12 protein-coding genes are annotated in these 20,377 nt (G+C 41.3%); all 12 read left to right on the top strand.

Features of this window, described 5'->3' with window-relative positions; translation table 11 throughout:
- Nucleotides 1-13 precede the first annotated feature (13 nt).
- A complete protein-coding gene (locus H9Y05_RS09820) occupies nt 14-673 on the top strand; it encodes a hypothetical protein (protein ID WP_163491750.1) in 660 nt (219 codons plus the stop codon).
- Nucleotides 643-1,440 (top strand): sensor histidine kinase, encoded by a 798-nt coding sequence (locus H9Y05_RS09815; RefSeq protein WP_163491751.1) that lies wholly within the window; start codon nt 643-645, stop codon nt 1,438-1,440. Before H9Y05_RS09820 ends, H9Y05_RS09815 begins: the two co-directional genes overlap by 31 nt.
- A 25-nt stretch (nt 1,441-1,465) precedes the next feature.
- Nucleotides 1,466-2,137, top strand: a complete 672-nt coding sequence (locus H9Y05_RS09810; protein ID WP_163491752.1) for a response regulator transcription factor — start codon at nt 1,466-1,468, stop codon at nt 2,135-2,137.
- A gap of 126 nt (nt 2,138-2,263) precedes the next feature.
- On the top strand, nt 2,264-2,650 hold the full coding sequence (locus tag H9Y05_RS09805) for a hypothetical protein (RefSeq protein ID WP_216714175.1): 387 nt from the start codon (nt 2,264-2,266) through the stop codon (nt 2,648-2,650).
- Nucleotides 2,651-2,950: 300 nt separating this feature from the next.
- Entirely contained in the window at nt 2,951-6,190 is a 3,240-nt protein-coding gene (locus tag H9Y05_RS09800) for a hypothetical protein (protein ID WP_216714174.1), read from the top strand.
- Nucleotides 6,191-6,195: 5 nt separating this feature from the next.
- Nucleotides 6,196-6,729, top strand: coding sequence for an OmpH family outer membrane protein (locus tag H9Y05_RS09795; protein ID WP_163491755.1), 534 nt, complete (start codon nt 6,196-6,198; stop codon nt 6,727-6,729).
- The gene (locus H9Y05_RS09790) at nt 6,716-7,342 is read left to right on the top strand and encodes a hypothetical protein (protein WP_163491756.1); all 627 of its coding nucleotides are present in this window, start codon (nt 6,716-6,718) and stop codon (nt 7,340-7,342) included. Before H9Y05_RS09795 ends, H9Y05_RS09790 begins: the two co-directional genes overlap by 14 nt.
- Nucleotides 7,343-7,344: 2 nt before the next feature.
- A complete protein-coding gene (locus H9Y05_RS09785; RefSeq protein WP_216714173.1) occupies nt 7,345-13,482 on the top strand; it encodes a hypothetical protein in 6,138 nt (2,045 codons plus the stop codon).
- Nucleotides 13,483-13,498: 16 nt separating this feature from the next.
- Nucleotides 13,499-14,206, top strand: coding sequence for a hypothetical protein (locus H9Y05_RS09780; RefSeq protein ID WP_163491758.1), 708 nt, complete (start codon nt 13,499-13,501; stop codon nt 14,204-14,206).
- Entirely contained in the window at nt 14,187-18,599 is a 4,413-nt protein-coding gene (locus tag H9Y05_RS09775) for a hypothetical protein (RefSeq protein ID WP_216714172.1), read from the top strand. Before H9Y05_RS09780 ends, H9Y05_RS09775 begins: the two co-directional genes overlap by 20 nt.
- Nucleotides 18,600-18,615: 16 nt before the next feature.
- The gene (locus H9Y05_RS09770) at nt 18,616-19,734 is read left to right on the top strand and encodes a tail fiber domain-containing protein (RefSeq protein ID WP_163491760.1); all 1,119 of its coding nucleotides are present in this window, start codon (nt 18,616-18,618) and stop codon (nt 19,732-19,734) included.
- A 26-nt stretch (nt 19,735-19,760) separates the two neighbouring features.
- Nucleotides 19,761-20,377 (top strand): PKD domain-containing protein (locus H9Y05_RS09765; protein ID WP_216714171.1); only part of this gene is annotated, 617 nt, incomplete at its 3' end.

Raw genomic sequence — 20,377 nt, 5'->3', positions numbered from 1 at the left:
TTCGTCTTCGCATATGAGTGTAACCAAATTCATACTGGTATTTAGCCATTTCCCCATCTTATTTGTTACGATCTATTCAATGGTTATTTATACCCGTTTGCGAAAGGAAATAAAACCACTTGCATGGTATCTGATGGCTACCGGAATACTCTATGCGTTGTCACTACTGCTATGGTTTCTTCGTACCAATAACCTGCCCTTGCTGCACGTGCTCGTCCCCTTGCGATTTGTCTTATTGCTGGTTGTCTACAAGGAAATTTTAAGAGGCTATATCCCTTCGTGGATTTTGTACGTACTGGCAGGAGGTTTTTGCTTGTATTCATTTATAAATACACTCTTCATTGAGCGCTGGTATACATTTAATGCGAAGGCGATGACCGTTGAAAGTGTATTGTTGATCATCCTATCGATGTCCACGTATATTTTTTTAATGGATAAACGAATGACGAAGCACCTGAATGGTTACATCAAGTCAGTTGAATGGATCAATTCAGGGGTTTTTTTATATTTCACCTCTTCACTTACCCTGATGTATTTCGGTGACTATATGATCCAATTAATTTCTTCCGAATTGAGTCGTTATACCTGGGTAGTGCATTCTTTTTTGCTGGTTATTATGTATTATTGTTTCTGGAGAGCATTATGGAAACAGGACACCATATCACATTTGTAGGAACACTTTTACCATTTGTCGGTATTGTGTTTCTGATCGCATTGGGGGTCATCATCCTCACACAACAGTTCAGGAGAAACCTGTACCGGGAGCAACTGGAACAGGAAGAACTAAAGAGACAACACCAGTCGGAGCTTACAAAATCAACGATCCTGGTGCAGGAACAGGAACGGAAACGGATTTCGCAGGACTTACACGATGATCTGGGAGCTGTGTTGTCAATTATCCGTATGCATTTGCTGCAGACAGAGCGAAAACACCAGGACGTAAATGACCAGTTGCCCGGCGAATTGCAAAATATTCGCAGTCTGACAGAGAATGCCATCGAAAGCATGCGCCGGATCAGTCACGAGTTAATGCCGCCTCAATTGGAACGGTTTGGAGTATTGGAAACACTGGAACAAGCCTGTGAACAATTGACAGCAGCCGGAAAAATCAATTGTGTGTTCACTGCGGAAGAACAGGTTGATTCGTACATTACTGACGAGCTGATGAGCCTGACTTTGTATAGAGTCTGCATGGAATTGATTAATAACACGATCAAACATGCCGGAGCGACAGAATTACAATTAAATTTTTCCGTATCGGATACTGAAATAATTGTACATTACCGGGACAATGGAAAAGGAATGATTCCGGATCATTCAAGGAAGGGATCCGGATTGAGAAATATGCACAACCGGATTCATTTCCTGGGAGGAAGTGCGGTTATACAGAAAGAGCAACCGGGCTTTTTTATGACAATTTTATTTCCGGTGACTTCATGATAGAGTTGAAATAGGAGTGAGCGTTATGAAAAAAAAGATTACAATCGGATTAGTAGAAGATCAGCTGTTGTTCAGGAACGGCATTCACGCCATTTTGAGCGGTTGGGAAGATCTGGAAGTTATTTATGAATCGGGTGACGGGTATTCCGTGATTGAATCCCTGCAAAAATCAGCGCGGATTCCGGATGTGATGCTCGTAGATTTATCCCTTCCGCCGAATGGAGATAAACCCTATTCGGGTGAGCAGTTGACAATTGATCTGGCGGACTGTTTTCCGGAAGTAAAGGTACTTATTTTATCGGCACACCAGGATGAGAAATTCATTGCACGCCTGATCGAAATCGGAGCGCATGGATACCTGGTAAAAGATAGCGACCCGGTTGAGGTATACCAGGCCATTACTACCGTATACGAAAAAGGAGCCTACATCAATCATATGACATTAATGGCAATCCAGCGGAACATTGGAAAGCGCACGCAATCCATCCTTCAGCCGACTTCTGATCTGACTTCCCGTGAACTGGAAGTGCTGGGGTTGGTTTGTCAGCAATACACGGCCGAAGAAATAGGGGAAAAGCTGTTCATTAGTGTCAAAACTGTAAATGGTCATCGTGCCAACCTGTTGTTGAAAACCGGTTCCCGTAATGTTGCCGGGTTGGTTATGTATGCACTCAGAAATGAACTTGTCAAATTTTGATTGAAGACTTATGTGTGTACTAGTTCAGTGAATTACAGGAAAAAGTTTTTCAACAATTATCAGTACCTGTCAAAAAATAATTTTACTTTCGTTCCCAGGTTTAAATAACTATATAAATAACTAACTATGAGAATTAAAATCGTATTTTTTGTTGCGCTGACCATTGGAGCGTTGACAAGTTTGTCATTCCGTACGAGTACGACGGGAGGATTGAAAGTGCAAATCGAATTACCGGCAGGAGTGAAAGCGGATCTTTCGGATACACCGGTTGATTTGTACAAGACAATGGAAGATGTGGAAAATGAAAAATCTGTCAAATCCATCTGGACAAATGCATCGGGTGCCGGAGATTTCGGACAAGTAGCGGCAGGTAGCTACTACATCGACGGAATGGTGGAAAACGGTGACCACGTATACTACGCAGTGATGAAGGTAGATGTAGTTGCAGGGAAAGCAGGTTCAGTGGTACTGAAACTGGTTCGCAATACAGATATGGAAGGAGATATGGAATAACATGTGATCTGCATATTGATTAGAATACATTGTGAAAAGTCCCGGTGAACAACCGGGACTTTTCAATAAAGGGGCTTGGGATGGATAATTGATAAGGGAATTTGTTTTTTTACAAGTTGTGAATATTTTTCCACCCCGGTATACACTTGGCATTTAAATCGTATGGCGAAAAAGCAGAGAATATTTTTTTGAAAAAAAAACAACAAATTACTTGTGAAATGAAAAATAACTTTTAGCTTAGCCAAACATTACCGAAACGAGAACTTGAAATAGCTACAACTTATAATTACTGCTCTAAAAATGATCTTTAACACTGTTTACAACATTAGAACTACTGCTCTTCTAACAATCATTTGTTTCTTCTTTTTAGTACCGGATGGATTTGCTTCAAAACCGGTTAGTGACAAGGATCGTTTATTTCCCTCCATTCGTTCTGTTGATCATGATGGAAATGCAGGGAGCGGTAAATGTAATCCCGGGGATTTTTATTCCAGTAACGGAACGACCAACCCGGTTGAATATAGCCGGTGTAATAACCCACAGATTGGATATACAAACACAGGATTAATTTATTTCTGGTCCCCGCAGATAGGATTATCCTGCTACGACTGTCCCAACCCGACATTGTTGCAATCAGCGATTAACGATGGTACAATTCCGGGAAGCTATGATGTTATGGTTTATGCGTCAGTAGAAGATCAGCAAAATGGTAATTACTGTAGCCGCTCTACAATTTATACGCAGCAACGTGATTGTAAAGAAGGAGAAACTCCTTGCAATCCGGGGGCGTTTACATCCAGTAACGGAACAAACCCGGTTGAATACAGTCCGTGCGATAATCCCCAGATGAGCTTCCAAAATGCAGGGTTAATTTATTCCTGGTCTCCGCAGGTCGGTTTGTCCTGTTACGATTGCCCGAATCCGACATTGTTACAATCGGCCATTAACAATAGTACAATTCCGGAGAGATATACAATTACTATTTATGAATCACTGGAGGATCAGAAAAAAGATAATCCATGTGGACGTTATCGCATTGAGATGAGTAAACAGGATTGCAAAGAGGGGGAAACTCCGTGTGATCCGGGCAAATTTATTTCGGGTAATGGAACCAGTGATCCGGTTGAATATAGTTCCTGCAGCAATCCACAGATCGGATATGAAAATGCGGGATTATTCTATTCCTGGTCTCCGCAGGTAGGGTTGTCTTGTTACGACTGCCGGAACCCGACACTGTTGCAATCGGCAATTGATAATGGTCTCATCCCTGACAGCTATGAGGTGCGCGTTTATATGTCAGAATCCGATATGGTAAAAGGCGGAGAGCCGTGTAAAGCGTATAAAGTAACCATGAAAGAAGTTCCCTGTGAGAACGGAGGAGATCCCACGTGTAATCCCGGAGATTTGGTTTCCAGCAATGGAACGTATCCTGTGCAGTACAGTACGTGCGACATTCCGCAGTTAAGCTACGGAAATTCTTCTTTACTGTATTCCTGGTCTCCACAAGTAGGTTTATCTTGTTATGATTGTCCGAACCCGACTTTTCTGTTGGCAGATATCGAAAATAATAACATTCCTCCGGTGTATACAGTTGTGGTGTATGCCTCCGCTTTGGATAGAGAGCAAAACCGACCATGTTATACGGAAGACATTCAGACACGAAAAAGATTTTGCGGTAAGGAATGTCGCTTTGATATCGGAATATCCGGTAACAACGGACCTGATGTCTGTGCCGGAGATGTTGTTGTACTGACAGGAATAGGATCCGGGCTCAGTTTCGTATGGTCTTCTTCACTTGGAGGATTAAGCTGTGATAGTTGTCAGCAAACCTTTTATACCGTACAAGATGGAACGAGTGTACTTTCTGTAGCTGTTTTTAATAGTGAAGGGCAACAGTGTGGTGAACGAACCAGAGAAGTTACTTCACTTAGCAATTGCTTTACCACAACAGGGATGAGTTATAACAATTATGGAGTCAATACGTATGTAAAGAAAAGCCCGACCAGCCCTACGTATCTGAACATTTACGGAAACGTTATCAATGAGGTGGTTACCGACCAGGCAAATGTGTTGATAAAAGGAACGTTCACAAACGAAAGTAATATCTGGGTAAGTAAGGATTGGGTCAACAACGGACTGAATGGAATGTTTACGAATTCCCAAACGGAAGGAGTGAGTGTGTTGATGGGAAGTTACCAGCGGATCAGAGGGAATTCCCCGACGAAGTTTTATATTCTGGAACTGATAGGCCAGGGGAAGAAAGAACAGTTTGTCGACGCATATGTAAACAAATTGTTGAACTTGTCAGTCAATGAGCTTGCAACACGCGATAACACGATGTTTGTAGAAAATACGGAATTGACAGCAATTGCCCGGACAACAGGATTCGTAAGCAGTAACCTGCCCGGAGGAGGCTTGTCCCGGAAAATGAATACGACACAACCATACCTGTTCCCGGTAGGTTCTTCTTTGGGAACATTGCGGTACCGTCCGGTAGATGTGAGAATGCCTTCAATGTCAAACCGGAAAATGAAAGTCAGAATGGTAAACTATAACCCCGTTTACGATAATTTGACAGACCTTGCACCGGATGTTGCTTCGATTAATAATAACTATTATCACCAGTTAACACCTGCTACTAACGGAGAAACATATGATCTCACATTCCACTACAATGAAAGTCAGGATGGAAGTTACCAGCACATTGCACAGTATGAATCACAAATTGTACCTGAGTACTGGCAAAAAACTGGAGCAATTACATTGGGAACGTCAACGTATACTCCGAATACAAAATTTGTTACAACCACATGGAATCATTTTCTAAGTGAGAATTACAGCCTGGCGAATGCGGGATTTGTAATTGATTGGGGGGATTTTGGAAACAGCGGTGGCGGAACACAGGGCGGAGGCTCAGGAGGTACAGGAGTTGTTGTAACGGTTACAGGACCTCCGGGATCAAGTGGAGGAAACATTGGTGATACATTTCCGGTAGGAGGTGGTGGCGATTCCACAGGCGTGTTTACCCCGTCACCAATAGAAGGAACCTATACGATTGATATTGACGGAGGAGGATGTGTAACCAGCGGATCGATCTTGTTTGATGTGGATGCCGGAGGTAATATTGTTGAAGGTTCAATTTATTTTGTCGCAAATAATGTGCAGCAACCGCTTGCAGAGAGTTTGTACAATTTGAATTCGACTTCCCAATTCGGGAACAATGGAATTTTTGACCTGAATTCAGTACCCGATCCGTCATTCCCCGATTGTACGGACGATGTTAAAATTCAACTGTCAAGTGGCATTGCCCTGACACCCGGAGCACCGTTTGTAGTAAACGTTTCAACAGGATCCGAATTGCAGGTAGAAGAAATTATCATCTCCAACAGTACAGGTGTCGTTGCCAACGTGCTGGGAAATAATATGTGGCAGTCACAAGTGACAGATATTCCCGGATTATACAAGTATGAATTGCATTTACTGAACACAACAACAAGCTCAACTATTATTTTAAAAGGACAATTTATCTTAACGAATTAAAATTCATGAAAAAAACGCATTATTTCCTGATCGGAGCCGTGATCATTTCTACTTCTATTGCTGTTTACTCTTTCTTTGCTACACCTAAAATCGCTGTTGTTGATTTTAAGCGGTTGGTCAATGACTACCAGGGAATGAAAGATGCAACACTTGAATATGAAAAGAAAATGACGGGTTGGAATACCACCTCCGACAGTTTGACTGATGCAATCAAAAATGAACTTTCTGATTATTATGCCGATTCTGCGTTTCTTTCAAAGCAGGAGCGTGTCAATAGAGAAACGAAGATCATCAGCATGCGAAATAAGTTCATGGAATTCTCCAAAGGATTGGAAGAGAATGCAATGGCAGAGGATCAAAAAATGACCATTGAAGTGGTGAACCAGGTTCTTTCGTTTGTTGAAAAATACGGGAATGACAAGGGATATGATGTCATTTTGGGAAAAAATGAAGGAGATGAGGTGCTGTACAGAAAAGCGAGCATGGACATTACAAATGAATTACTACAGGCACTGAACCGCAACTATGAAGGATTTTAAACGATATACGATTATACTACTATTTTTTTCACTGGCCTGCTCTAAAAGTGAAGTTTCACTGCAAGATTACTACGAATGGCAGGAAGACGAATCGAATGGTGTCCATAAGACAAAAACAGTAGGCGAAATAGCATTTGATATGAAATTATTGTCACCGGATTATTTGACCTATTTGGAGCTAAAAGGCGAAAAAGGTGCTGTAACGCCGCAACTGAAAGACAGTATTATGAAATTCTACGAAAATAATTTAACGTTCGTGTTAACCATTGGCCCTGCGGAGGAGTCTCATTTTGATATTACTTCCGTAGGAGTAAAAAACTATGAAGAATATGCGGAACGCATGAAACAATTGAATTTTGGACTTACAGAATTACTGGAATTACGTGCGGGAGGTAAAAAATGGAAACCGGTAATTGTGGAAATGGAAAATATTTATGGTCTGGAATTTCACCGAAAGTTTAACATTGTTTTTTCTCCTGAAGAAAAAGCAGATGAATTGGTGAAACTGGACAAGTTTACAGTCATGTTTGATGATGAGATTTTCGGTACCGGAACATCATCTTTCGGATTCTTAAAATCATCATTAGATAAAACACCTGCAATCAAATTTTAACTATGTCAATTTTTAGAAAAAATCCCATAGCAACGAAAGGTACAGCCTTGTTCTTAGCGTTTACAATCTTCGGGGAAATCTTTTTTCCTACGATGGTATTTGCGTTGACTTCAGGACCATCCTCCCCCGAGTTCAGCAGTTTTGAACCTGTTGCAACAACAGATATGGTCGACCCGTTTTCCGGTGATTTTACCTACAACCTGCCGGTATTGAACATTCCTGGAGCTGATGGAGGTGGTTATGCGATGTCCTTATCCTACCACAGCGGTACTTCTGCTGAAGAAGAGGCTTCGTGGGTAGGACATGGTTGGACACTGAATGCAGGAGCGATCAACAGAGGAAAAGTAGGTTATCCGGATGAATTTAAAGGAGTATCCGTAAGACAATTCAACAAGGTTGTCCCCAATTGGACAGTATCAGCAGTAGCGAGTCTTGGAATCGAGTTTTTCAGTGATGATTCACAAAAGAAAAAGCAGGAAAATAAAGATGCACTTGATAAATTGGGAAAAGTAACCAAGCCACAAATGGATTCAGAATGGGGCGGAAATGGACCATTGAATGATTTACATGGTGTGAGCTCAGATTTCACGGTCACGGTATCTCAGAGTATTCGATATAACAACTATTCCGGGATCATGAAATCAACAGGATTCTCTGCTTCATTTAAAGGAATGGCATCGTTGAATATGAACTTTGCCGGAGGAAACTCTACAATGGGATTTTCTGTCAGCCCACAAGAATTGATCAAGTTTATAAAAACGAGAAAAGCGATTAAGAGTGCAGAAAAGGCAAAAGAGACTGCTGGTGATGATGAGAAAAAGGAATTAGATAAAAAAATAAGAAAGCTAAAAGGATTTAACGATGGAGGGGGACAAAAGCAAAATTTCTTTAAATACATGTTCAGAGGGCTTTCAGCACCGAATATTTCAGGTTCTGCAAACACGATGTATCCGGGACTATCCGTTCAAAAAACACATGGAAAATCATTCAACTTTTCAGGTTCTATTGAAATTAACCCAATCGGACCTGTAGGTTTTGAACCCGGATATCAAGGGAATTTTAATGTCTATATTCCGGAAAAAGAAACAACCATAGAGGCATATGGATACCTGCATCGTAAAACATGGAATGAAGATTGGGATGATGAAAAAGACGTATTTGAGGCACAAGACTTTTTTATTGAGGGAGAAACGACTTTGTCCAAAACAGATAAAACACTTGGAATTCCATTCAGTGGTGCGGATGTTTTTTCTGCAACCGGTGAAGGAATCATGGGAGGGTTTCGTTTGAAAAACTCACGAGTGGATCATTACTACCCATCTAAAATTACCAATAACGAAGTGATTCAGAACATCGGAATTGAATTCGGAGTCGGGCAAACGATTCAGGTAGGTTTGGATGTTGGATTCGGATTTCATCGTACGGTTGTCAGTAACTGGGAAAAAGGTAAAAGAGGTTCCACTGGAGATGACATGTATCAGGCAAACTCAAGTGATGCAGCATTTTTCGAATTCATGAACGATCCGGGAAAGGTATTCCGTTATACAACAACGGATGATGTGATGTCAATGGTATTGGATGGAAAGGATATCGATGATAACGACGCTGCTAATTACATCTCAGGATTGTCTTCTACAAACGTGGATCTTGGGAAAGAACGGAGTTCAACAATTGAATATACAACATTTGCTACAGCGCAAAATGCAGCAAGTAGATTGGATAAAATGCAGGAAACACAAGATTTTTATAATGGTGTTTCTGGTATTTCAGAATTGGATAATTTTATCCGGGAGTTAAAGATTACAAAAACGGACGGTTCTAAATACATTTATGGTGCTGCGCTTTTAGCAAAAAATGAATTAAACCTGACAGTCGGATTGCAGGCTTCTGCTACTTCAATGCATAAAGATTATACCGGATTCACTGGCAACAATCCACATACGATTCAAACCAATTATCTGAAAGCAAATGATATCAACCAAATTGAAAATAACCTGAGTGCACAGGGTGATTTTACAGCCCAGCCGTATTCAAATAGCTTTCTGATTACCCAGATTCTGACGGCTGATTACATCGACGTAAATGACAATGGGCCAGATGCCCGTGATTATGGAGGGTGGACAAAATTCACCTATCGTAAACGCTACGGAGGAAACAATGAATGGTACCGACACAGGGCTCCATACAACAAAATGTATTATGGCAAAGGACGTTTGAATAATCCATACGATCAGACGGCTTCTCTTTCTTCCGGAGAAAAAGAGGTGGCCTATCTGAAGACCATTGAAACGAAAACACACATTGCTTGTTTTGTAACGAGTGGTACTACACGGGACGATTTTCAGGATATTGCTACAGCGTTGGGACTAACCGGAGCAGAATTGACAAAATTCATGAGTTATTTCCCTGCAAACGGAAGTAATCAACCACGAAAAGATGGTCTTGATGCAGCGAAAGATGAAGAAGCTGCTAACGGAGCGAAAGGAACACATACAATTGAGCAATTAAATAAAATTATATTGTTCTCCAAATCACGGTTAGACAAACCGGTTTCTGTAACAAATTTTGAATATTCGAATGAAATCTGGAAAGGAATTCCAAATACAACGGAAACACCTGGTTCTGCTAATTCAGGGAAATTGACACTGAAAAAAGTATGGACAGATACAGAAGGTTTGGTAAAAGCACGTATATCACCATATAAGTTTGAATACGAGTATTTTAAAAAGAGTGATTACCCGTCATTCAATAACTATGCTCAAAATGGAATTTTTGATGGATATGGTGATGGTACATTGAACGAACATCCGATCTATCGATCAGGGTTATTGGATAACTGGGGATTCAATCAACACCATGATATTGAAAGCCAACAACGTGAATACCTCCGTGAATGGAGTTATCAGGGAGATTTACCTGCCGACTTTGATCCTGCTGCATGGCAATTAAAGCGAATTATTCTTCCTTCTGGAGGTGAAATTCATGTACAATATGAACAGAAGGATTATTGCTATGTGCAGGATAAAGAAGCAATGACGATGGTGAGTATCAATCCGTCTTCGAGTATTGGAAACGAAAACGGATATAAGTACGATGAGAATAAATACTATTTAAATCTGGATGATGTAGGGTTGCATACCGAAGCGGAGAAAAAAGCATACTTCCTTAAAATTGCCAGACAATATTTTGATGGAAATATGGCTTTTGACGGATCTAATGCAAGTTACTATGAGATCAAAGATGGAGATGATAACAGTCAAAAAAGTAACATGCTTTATTTCCGGTTTCTGTACAATTTGAGTGAAGACGCTGCCAACCTTCAGGGATCAAGAAAACCTGATTTTGTAGAAGGATATTGCCCGGTAAACCGTATTGTTTATGATAATGGAAATATTTTCATAAGTCTCGGTGCAAAGAAAGGGGTTCAAAAATTTCTTACTCCGAGAAGAATTGCTTATGAGCAGTTTATTACTTCGGGGAACCTCGGAATGGATAATCAGCAATACCTGCTCGATAATGAGAACATTGATGGAAATTTACTTCAGAAGGCATACAATAACACGGCAAATGGCAATGCAGAAGGAATAAAAGAGGTGAAAAAATACCTCATGAAATCGAGTGAATTGGGATTAAGAGCCAAAATTGCAGGAGCAATTTTCGCTGTCAATAAGCCAGCCAAATCAAATGTAGCCAAAGCGTACGATCCGGCAATGTCTGCGTTCAAGTTAGTTGTTCCAAAAGCAAAAAGAGGAGGTGGAGTTCGTGTAAAACGATTACTGATGTACAATCCCGGAATTGAAGGGGGAGAAGCGTCTATCTATGGATCAGAATACATTTATAAAACGAAAGACGGGCAGTCGAGTGGTGTCGCAACGAATGAACCAGGTTCATCCCGTCTGGAAAATGCATTGGTGGATATCCTTCCACGTTATAAGCAGGGGGTGTTAAATAAACTCATGGCAGGACGCGACAAAAGCTGGGCTGAAGGACCGTTGGGAGGGCACTTGTACCCGGGAGCTTCCATCGGACACTCCAGAGTCGTGATAAAAAATATTCACAGTGGAAAAAGTTCCCCTGGATTTGTCATCAATGAATACATTACCTGTAAAGATGAACCGTCCGTAAAAGTAAAACATACGGAAATAAAAGATCCCGGGAAATTATTTGAAGGACGTATCAAAGACCATTATAAGAAAACGAAGTTTTCACTTCCGATGGGGATGTTCAATTACTCCCAGGACAAAGCGTGGATAACTCAGGGATTTGTATTTGAAATAAGCGACCTTCATGGAAAATTGAAGCGATCATATACCTACAATGGTACGTACGAAAAATTCCTGGTAGATCCATTGAGTACATCGGTGTACGCATCGGTAGAAAATGAGTATACCAATGAAGCAAAGACAGTCGTAAGTGGAGAATTAGATGGTTCAGGTAACCTGAAATTGAAGAAATCAGCAATGAATCTTGGACAAGAAGAAGACATTGCAATGTATGCAGGAAGGGTGGAAGATCGTACGTTTGACTTCTCTGTCGAGCTTGACCTCAATTTCCTCATTCAGTTCCCGATTGTTTTTACGTTTGGATTTGGACTATCACTAAGCTATGATGAAACAGAGTTGAGTCAGCACATTACTAGTAGAGTGATTAAGCATTCTTCCTGGTTGAAAAAAACAACGACTTTCCAGGATGGAATCCGAACAATCAATGAAACATTGGCATTTAATGACCTAGATGGATCACCAATCATTACACGTGTTTCCTCAGCATATGATGCGCCGGATCAAATCGGAGACTTCCGGGAACATGTGCCAATTGACACAGATGTAGAAGATCCGACTAACCAAAATAAAGACAATGTCTATTATACAATGAACTTGCCGGCAGCATGGATTTATGCGGAAATGGGTAAAAAATCGAAAAATTCGAATAATTTCAATCTGCTCTCAGCAGCAGCGGGAAGTTTCACGACACATTCCGAAAATCCGCTGTGGAAGTTTACCAATGATGAATGGTATCCGCACCAGACCAATATGGATCGGGTAATCTCTGCAACTGCTACGGAATTTAGAAAGAATAGATTCGATGATAATATTCAATATACCATTGGAGGGGTATCGAAAACTGCGTCCATGGAACGTATAAAAGAAGAATTTGCTGCACAAAACGGTGTCAATGGATTCGATCAGTCTGATCTGGATCAATTAAATGCATTCTATTATCCGGTTCGTTCCTTCACGTTTATCGGAGACCGAACTTCTGCGAATGCTGCTTCAGGAAGAGTATATAAGGACGGAACAATTACGAATTTTGAATTCTTCAAGTGGAAAGACGGAGGTACAACAGATGTAGAAGCACTGAATCCACATTGGCAAAGTCCTTCGTATGTGACGAAATATTCACCGAACGGACAGCCGTTGGAAGAAGTGAACCTATTGGGAATTTATAGTACTGTTAAATTGGGATATGGCAATTTGTTGCCAATCATGTCAGCTGCAAATGCAGAGTATGAAAGTGTATTGTTTGAAGACTATGAAAACGGTTCTGCGCTTGGACAAACCATCGCTAAAGCACATACAGGAACCCGTTCATTGAATTATGCAACCATCAACAATGGAGTCATTGCTGCACAGCCATTGAAATTGACAACAAATCTGCACGATAAAGGTGCGCGATTCAAAGTGTGGGTACGTCTTACCAATGAAGGAAGTCCGGACCCGTTACTGACAGAAGTAATGCAGGGTAATCCGCGATTGAAACTCGGAAATACGACGTATCCGATGAACAGAATTGCTACAGTCGGAGAGTGGCACCTGTTGAGCGTTGATGTGAAAACATGGTCCGGATTAAATGTGGGAGATGCATTTACAATTCAATACTTGTATGACCTTCCTACGGCAGCTCATCAATTATTATTGGATGATGTGTGTTTCCATCCGTTGGAAGCGGGAGTTTCCATGACCGTTTATAATCCAAGCGATTTCAAAGTAGTTGCCCAGTTAGATGACCAGCATTTTGCGGTAATTTATGAATACAATACGGAAGGAGCATTGGTTCGTACAATTATTGAAACAGAAAGAGGTAGAAAAACAGTGAAAGAGCAACAGGCGAATAGCCCTAAGGCGAATAGAAATGAGTAAAAGAATGCCTAAAATAATGAGTGTAATCATTGTGCTGTTGTCTGTCCTTGTTGTGCGGGGACAGACAGATGCTCAGTGCATTGACATGGTAAAAAAATACAATGAACAAATCCGGAAATTAGGAAAACCGGCAGCAGGGAAAGTGTATTATGTTGATTTTGAACAAGAGTTGAGTTATTGGGATTCGGATGTTAGTTCACCAAAGCAACGCGTGAAATACTACGTTTCTGCGGATCAGGTACATCTGATCAGCAGCGAAATTTCGACATACACCAATAAAGAGTACGTATTTACAGTGATGCACAAACAAAAAAAGATTTTGGTAAGTCGAAATCCGGAATCAGATCCGGAATTTGACGGTGCGGGGATTTTCGGCACATTTCTCAACAACCAGGAACACATTATCAGCAAAGCGACAGTATCAGAGTGTTCTGAAGTGAGCGAGAAAGGGCTCTACAAGGTAGTTTTGGATGTGTCTCAATTAAAAATCAATGGGTTTTATGCAGATAAGTTGACCTATTATTTTGATTCAAAAACAAAAAAGTTGAAAAAAACAATTACTTCCTACGGAAAAGGATACCAACTCCGAAGGATGAGCATAACATACTACGATTTTCAAACAGATTATAAATACACATTTCCAAAAGACCTTGTCGGAATGTTCTTGGACTCAAAAGGAAAATTAAAGCCTAAATACAATGGATATGAGCTTATTGCGAATTAATATGAAGCTATTTTGTACACTGGTACTTACTTCGATATGGATAACAACCACAGTCGTTGCGCAGGTGGATACTCAAACTTATTCAGATGAACGGAAAGGAAGTACAGTTGCGTCGTCAAATACATTTGATGTCAATATTACAGCTTCCCCGGTAATTTCTCCGTTAAATCATAAGGTAACATCATCTAAGTTGACAGTTGCCTGGACCGTTGATGACATTTTCTTATTGGGAGATGCAAATAACGGAGCTGTTATAGGCGATCATGAAATCACATTTACCTGCCACTTTTATGAAGTAGGTAATCCGACACCGGTTGAAAGTGAAACGGCTCAATTGGCGATCAATTCAGAACATGCAGTAGCTGTATTTCATAAGGACATCACCAGCCTATGCGATTTGTATGATCTGGAAAAGGTGGAAATTGAAATGACCAATGTTTCCGATCCCCTGTCGTTGATCATCGGTCCGGCTTATAGCGCCCAACAAAACGAAATTCGGGGGTATGTAGCCAATCATCAGAAGTTGAGTGCGAGCGTAACGACAAAGTACGGTGTAGATGTGCGATTGGAAACGAACCAAAACCAGGCAGCAGCACCTGTTGTTACTGCATTTTCAGGAAATACACAAACTTCGAGAGTGTTGGTGTTCGACTGGGCAGCTACCGCACACAATTTCCCGAATTATGAAATTCAAATTCTGAAATTAGAAAACACGAATCCGGCGAATACACAAGACAATGCAATCGAAGCAACAGTTGACTGGAACAATGCATTGAAAATTGAAACAACCAACGGAGCAAAAGCAGTTCGTCTTACCGTCGCCGAAGGAACCGGATTTTATATCTGGCGAGTCAGAGGTGTCGGGAATTTCTACCCGGGAGGTTTCTCGAATGCAAAGAATTTAGGAACCTGGTCCAATTCATACCAGCAAGGATTAACAGTGAATTTGACAATACCAGGCATTCCTTCTACACCATTTGCTTTCTTCCTGGAAGATCCGGATGATACGAAAAACTGGATGTATTCCAGGGTTATTTCGGAAGGAAACAAAATTGGTGAAGGAATGATCTATGCCAATAACTTATTACAAACGGTACAAACGCAGGCATATGCAGCTTCTTCAGGGAAATCAGTAATCTCACAAACGGTGATGGATTACCTGGGGCGTCCTACATTGAATACACTTCCTGTGCCAATGAGTACTTCAGGATTGAATGGGTATAAAGATGAATTTCTATTGAATGCGAACGGGCAATTATACACGGCTGATGATTTTGATGCGGATGCAAATATTCAGGCTCCGGGAACAGCAAAAGACGACGGTTCTTCCGCATTCAGCTATTATTCAGAAAACAATACTTCAGATTACACCATTCCGGATGCGGAAGGATACCCGTTTTCAAGGACAATTTATTTGACAGATGGTTCAGGAAGAGTTGCAGAATCCTCCGGAATAGGAAAAGTTCATGCAATCGGGCAAGGGAGAACTTCCCGTATTTTTTACGGGACCCCTTCAGATGATGAATTAATAGCTGTTTTTGGGGATGAGGCTCCACCAGCAGTGAATATTCTGAAAACGGTTACACTCGACCCGAACGGTACAGGGACCATCGCCTATACAACTATCGAAGGGTTAACGATTGCAACGGCTATGAGCAGTGTTGTGCCGGATAATTTACTGGCAATTGATAATCCCGGAAATGCAGGGAAATTAGGAATGGAAGTTGCGGATGAAATTGTTGTAAACACCCTTTCTGACAGCAAATTCATCAGCTCGAAAGTATTGACATTGGATCAGCAAACAACAATAACAGTAGATTATTTCCCGTGTACGCAAAGTATCACAGCAGCAGAAGGGGGGTGTCCGGGTGGAAACTGTAATTTTGAAGTACGTTTTATTGTATCAAATATCGTGACAGGTGAAAAATTTGGTACGCAATATATGGATGTCAGCCTTGGAGATTGTTCGAATGCAATTCCTGGATCAAATTTTACATGGTATACCATCGAAGCGGGAGCAGGACTATATACGACAAACGGAAATCAGGTAACATTACCCGCAGGTAACTGGAAAATCCAGAAGATTGTGACTTCCATGACAGATCCTGCAACAGCATATGAAATTCCGGCAGCGCAACAATACCTGGCACCATTGGTTGACTTGGTTGCAACGTGGATGAATAGTACTACTTCCCAGGAAGATCTGGACATATTTAATGAGATGTTGGATACATTAATTACGAATTTGGCGGCAGGGCATGCAGCGGCAGGGCCGTCATGTATCGGGCAACCTGCTGATTGCTTTGAAGGTTCAGGATACCAGAATCATTTCTGGACAGGAACATTGGGAACGTATTTCAACAGGATGGTTTCTGACTTTGGTTTCCCTGCAAACTTTGTTTTTAATCCGGACTATACATTACAATATGGATTTGTATTGGACGGACAGGGGCAGCCTACTTCGGAAGTCAATACCTCTCAGTTGGTCATGACGACTTCTTGTTGCGGAGACCTCGGGGCCGATATTCCTCAGGTGGAGAAGTATGAAGTTTGTAAGCGGATTGAAACCATTCTTGAAGACCCTCTGCAAACATTGACCCCTGATGATGTGTTGTTTTCAGATATATTCCGGACACTGTATGAAGAAATTGTGCAAGATGGAAATCCGACCGCATACCTCACAGAATGGGGAATCGGGAATGCAACAGGTGGAATGAATGGATTCGGTGGTACTATTCCTGCATCTTCTAATGACCCGTTTCGTTCTCATTTTGACAACATGATTTTCCACATGCTCACGGACCAGTATTTTACAGGAAATGCATACAAAAGCGGAAGTGATTGGGTGTGGGATAGCCCTACTGGATCTGTACCTGTTTACAATTCGACAGGTGATTTAGTTCCGGCGGGAGCGCCACAAGAATTTTACGGACCGTATTATACCTGTGATGCCTTGTATGAATGCTGGTACAGTACAATCCGTGCCTATTTCGAAATGTTGAAAACACCAAGCGGATTTAACATTTATGATGGTGTGAATAGTGATGAAGACAATGATGCTTCTTCAGGTGGAGATGATGGTACCGTAGCAGGAGGACACAGTGATGATCCGGACAGTGCTGATGGAAATCAGGGGTTATTACAACAATTGGTAAGTTTTATCATTTCCAAAAAAATGAAAAAACTATCGGATGATCTTGCTGGAGAAGGAGACGGAAGTTCAGGTGCTTCTCCAATGGCGATTCAATACGATATTCCGAACACATTCATGTCGTGTGCAGGATACAAATTTGCTGCAATTATTGACCTCCCCCAACAAGATTCGTCTCCATTAACGAGTGGAGATATACAATCTTATTTAGGAGAAGTAAACACCCCGATTCTGATGAATGATTTCTCTGATTATGAGAGTAACAGAGAGGCAATCTATGCGAAAAAAGTAGAAGAAGACAACAGTAATCCTCCAAATTACACGACAACATTGCTTACGGATAAATTACGTTATGACAATATCAAGTCGCCGGCGTGGATGTTTAAGTATTTTGAATACGATCCGGACATCGACCTTGCTGCTGGCGCTCCTTTTATGAATTCACCCGGAAATGTTGAAAGTGCTTATCCACTGGCTTCCTCAGCAGCATTGGAGTTGACGACTTGCTACCATGATTTTTCCGGGATGGCATTGTGTTATGCTCCGCCGTGTATTGATACAGATCACCATAACTGGAATGCCATGGAACGCTATATGTTTTATGTACAGGCTTCAAAAACAGTTCCTGCAGGTGACCTGGATGATGACCCGAACAATACCTTGTGTGGCAGTCTTCCACCCCTTCAACCAATCGATTGTGATTCTTTACAAGAGATGATCAATAGTGATTTTAACAATGCACGCAGCAGTTGTAGTGAACGCCAGGATTATTTCCGAAGCCAGATTGTGCAAATGCTCAATTTCAATTGTTACGAAATTGTTGAATGTGTGGACGGGTCAACGACCGGGCAGGTATCGATGGCTCAGGTAGATGCAATGGTTTCACAGGCTGTTTTGGCATGTGAGAATTATGTGGATGAACTCCGGCAAGCATGTGTAGATCCCTTGACGTGTATGAGCCAATTCCCTACCTATTCTGAATCGAATTGTGGAATGCTTATTCCAAAAGTCGGAGGAGGAGTAGAGGTTTGCCCTTCTGTCCCGCAACGTCTCATTACCTTGTATGACCCTACGTATAAAATACCGGAAAAATTGTTACGTGTTCGCAGCGGAGAATTTATTCCGTTTATGGACAATCTGCAAACAAATTGTAGAGATGGAGCTCCATATGTAATCGAATCCGAAGAAGAGGATTGTAGAGATATGAATATCCAGTACAGTGAAATCATTAATGTTGAATAAAATAATAAAATAGACTATGAAAATTGTTAATACCATTGCACTTTCAATCACACTTGTTTCGTTGATGAGCAGTGCATTCGCACAAAATACGCCTCAGGGAGTGTCCATTGCAAATGATCAGGTACCCCCATCTAAAAACGCAATGCTGGATGTTGTTTCTAATGAAAAAGGGGTATTGATTCCTCGTGTTACGTACGCGGCAATTTCATCTGGTGGAGTATTGGCACCAGGGAATATTGTTCCGGGAGAAGACGGATTGATTGTATTTGTGACAAACTCAGGACCTAACTATGGGTTTTGGTATTTTGATGCTATTGCAACACAGTGGAAACAATTGGCAAATACAACAGTTGTGTCAAGTTCTTCTTTGTGGGTGGATAACACAGCTTATCCCGGGAATATCTATTATAGCCCAACAGGAACCAACCAGGGATTTGTAATGATTAATGGTAACCCATCACCGACTTCTACGCAAGAGCAGGCCAATCTTACTACGTACCCACTTCAGGTTTTCACAGATTATGGAACTTCTGGTATGTCAAGTCCGCTTAAATTTGGAGGCACCGGGACTGCTTATCCTGGGAATCCTTCAATTGTATCAGGGCATAGTAATGAAATCAATTACGATGAAGGATCATTGGATTTACAATTTTGGAATGGACAGTCTGTGAATATAGGGAGTGGAGTGGAAGGTGCTGATTTACATGTACACGGAGATATCTATCAACATGCAGGGTACATTATTTCGGATTCAACATTGAAAGCAAATATCAGGACACTAAGCGGACAGCAAAGTGGGAATGAATTAAAAGAAAATTTGAAGAACGTTAAATTCTATTCCTATGAATTAAAATCCCAACCAGGAGAGATCCACTATGGTGTGATCTCACAGGAATTAGAAAAATTGTTTCCAACACTTGTTCGCCAATATAATTATCCGGTGCGTAAAGATGAAATGGGGCGAAATATAACAACTCCGATTAAAGTGGTCAATTACAATGCATTGTCTGTTTTGTCAACAGAAGCAGTAAAGACATTGATTACTGAAAATGAGAACCAACAAAAGCAAATTGATGCAATGAGAGCAGAATTAGACAAGTTGGTAAAACGTATAGAAGTACTGGAAAAAAGATAACACACACGTTTAAATACTGAAAACTGATGCTACGCCATACACTCATTTTATTTTTTACAATTATTATTTCCTTTGGATCACTACATTCCCAGTGCGATGTTACGGATTATCATTTCACGCGTGTTGAGGATGTGAATGGCGACTATCAGTTTTATTTTGGATTGAATTCGGGTGTTACAGCCCGTCGAGTTACGTTAAAATCCGGGACGTTGCATTTATACTGGAGCAATGGACTTACTCAGAGTTACAGTTACGGTAATTTGGTCGTCACGGATTTTCCGTTCGGGGGACTGGGCTTATTGGACACCTTATTGAGTTTACCCACTGAAGGCTGTGGTTTTGTAGAAGCAGTTTTTGAGTTCAGCATTTCGGATTGTACCCCCTCTTCCTTCACGTTGAGCGAGACGGTCTTTTACGGCACCCCGGTTACGGGTTCGATTACAGCCGGGTCAGGGAGCTGCGGGAGTTACAGTTTCAGTGCGAACTTAGCGAGTTTAGGCATTACGAGTCCTTTGTGGGGCTTTGGGGACGGAGTCCATTCGACCCAGGCGTCCCCCTTTCACACCTACAGTAGCAACGGCACGTACATTGTGACCTTACAGGATGCGGAAGACCCGACGGTCTGTCCTTCGTACATTGAGGT

Origin of the sequence: Taishania pollutisoli, assembly GCF_014518315.1 — a bacterium.
Classification (GTDB): domain Bacteria; phylum Bacteroidota; class Bacteroidia; order Flavobacteriales_D; family Crocinitomicaceae; genus Taishania; species Taishania pollutisoli.
Note: the sequence above shows the minus strand (reverse complement) of the source record. Positions and strands in the feature narration are given on the sequence as shown.

Bases quoted from the DNA above. Each gene is read 5' to 3' on its own strand.
- H9Y05_RS09820 (WP_163491750.1), top strand. From the start codon at position 14: ATGAGTGTAACCAAATTCATACTGGTATTTAGCCATTTCCCCATCTTA.
- H9Y05_RS09815 (WP_163491751.1), top strand. From the start codon at position 643: ATGGAAACAGGACACCATATCACATTTGTAGGAACACTTTTACCATTT.
- H9Y05_RS09810 (WP_163491752.1), top strand. From the start codon at position 1,466: ATGAAAAAAAAGATTACAATCGGATTAGTAGAAGATCAGCTGTTGTTC.
- H9Y05_RS09805 (WP_216714175.1), top strand. From the start codon at position 2,264: ATGAGAATTAAAATCGTATTTTTTGTTGCGCTGACCATTGGAGCGTTG.
- H9Y05_RS09800 (WP_216714174.1), top strand. From the start codon at position 2,951: ATGATCTTTAACACTGTTTACAACATTAGAACTACTGCTCTTCTAACA.
- H9Y05_RS09795 (WP_163491755.1), top strand. From the start codon at position 6,196: ATGAAAAAAACGCATTATTTCCTGATCGGAGCCGTGATCATTTCTACT.
- H9Y05_RS09790 (WP_163491756.1), top strand. From the start codon at position 6,716: ATGAAGGATTTTAAACGATATACGATTATACTACTATTTTTTTCACTG.
- H9Y05_RS09785 (WP_216714173.1), top strand. From the start codon at position 7,345: ATGTCAATTTTTAGAAAAAATCCCATAGCAACGAAAGGTACAGCCTTG.
- H9Y05_RS09780 (WP_163491758.1), top strand. From the start codon at position 13,499: ATGAGTGTAATCATTGTGCTGTTGTCTGTCCTTGTTGTGCGGGGACAG.
- H9Y05_RS09775 (WP_216714172.1), top strand. From the start codon at position 14,187: ATGAGCTTATTGCGAATTAATATGAAGCTATTTTGTACACTGGTACTT.
- H9Y05_RS09770 (WP_163491760.1), top strand. From the start codon at position 18,616: ATGAAAATTGTTAATACCATTGCACTTTCAATCACACTTGTTTCGTTG.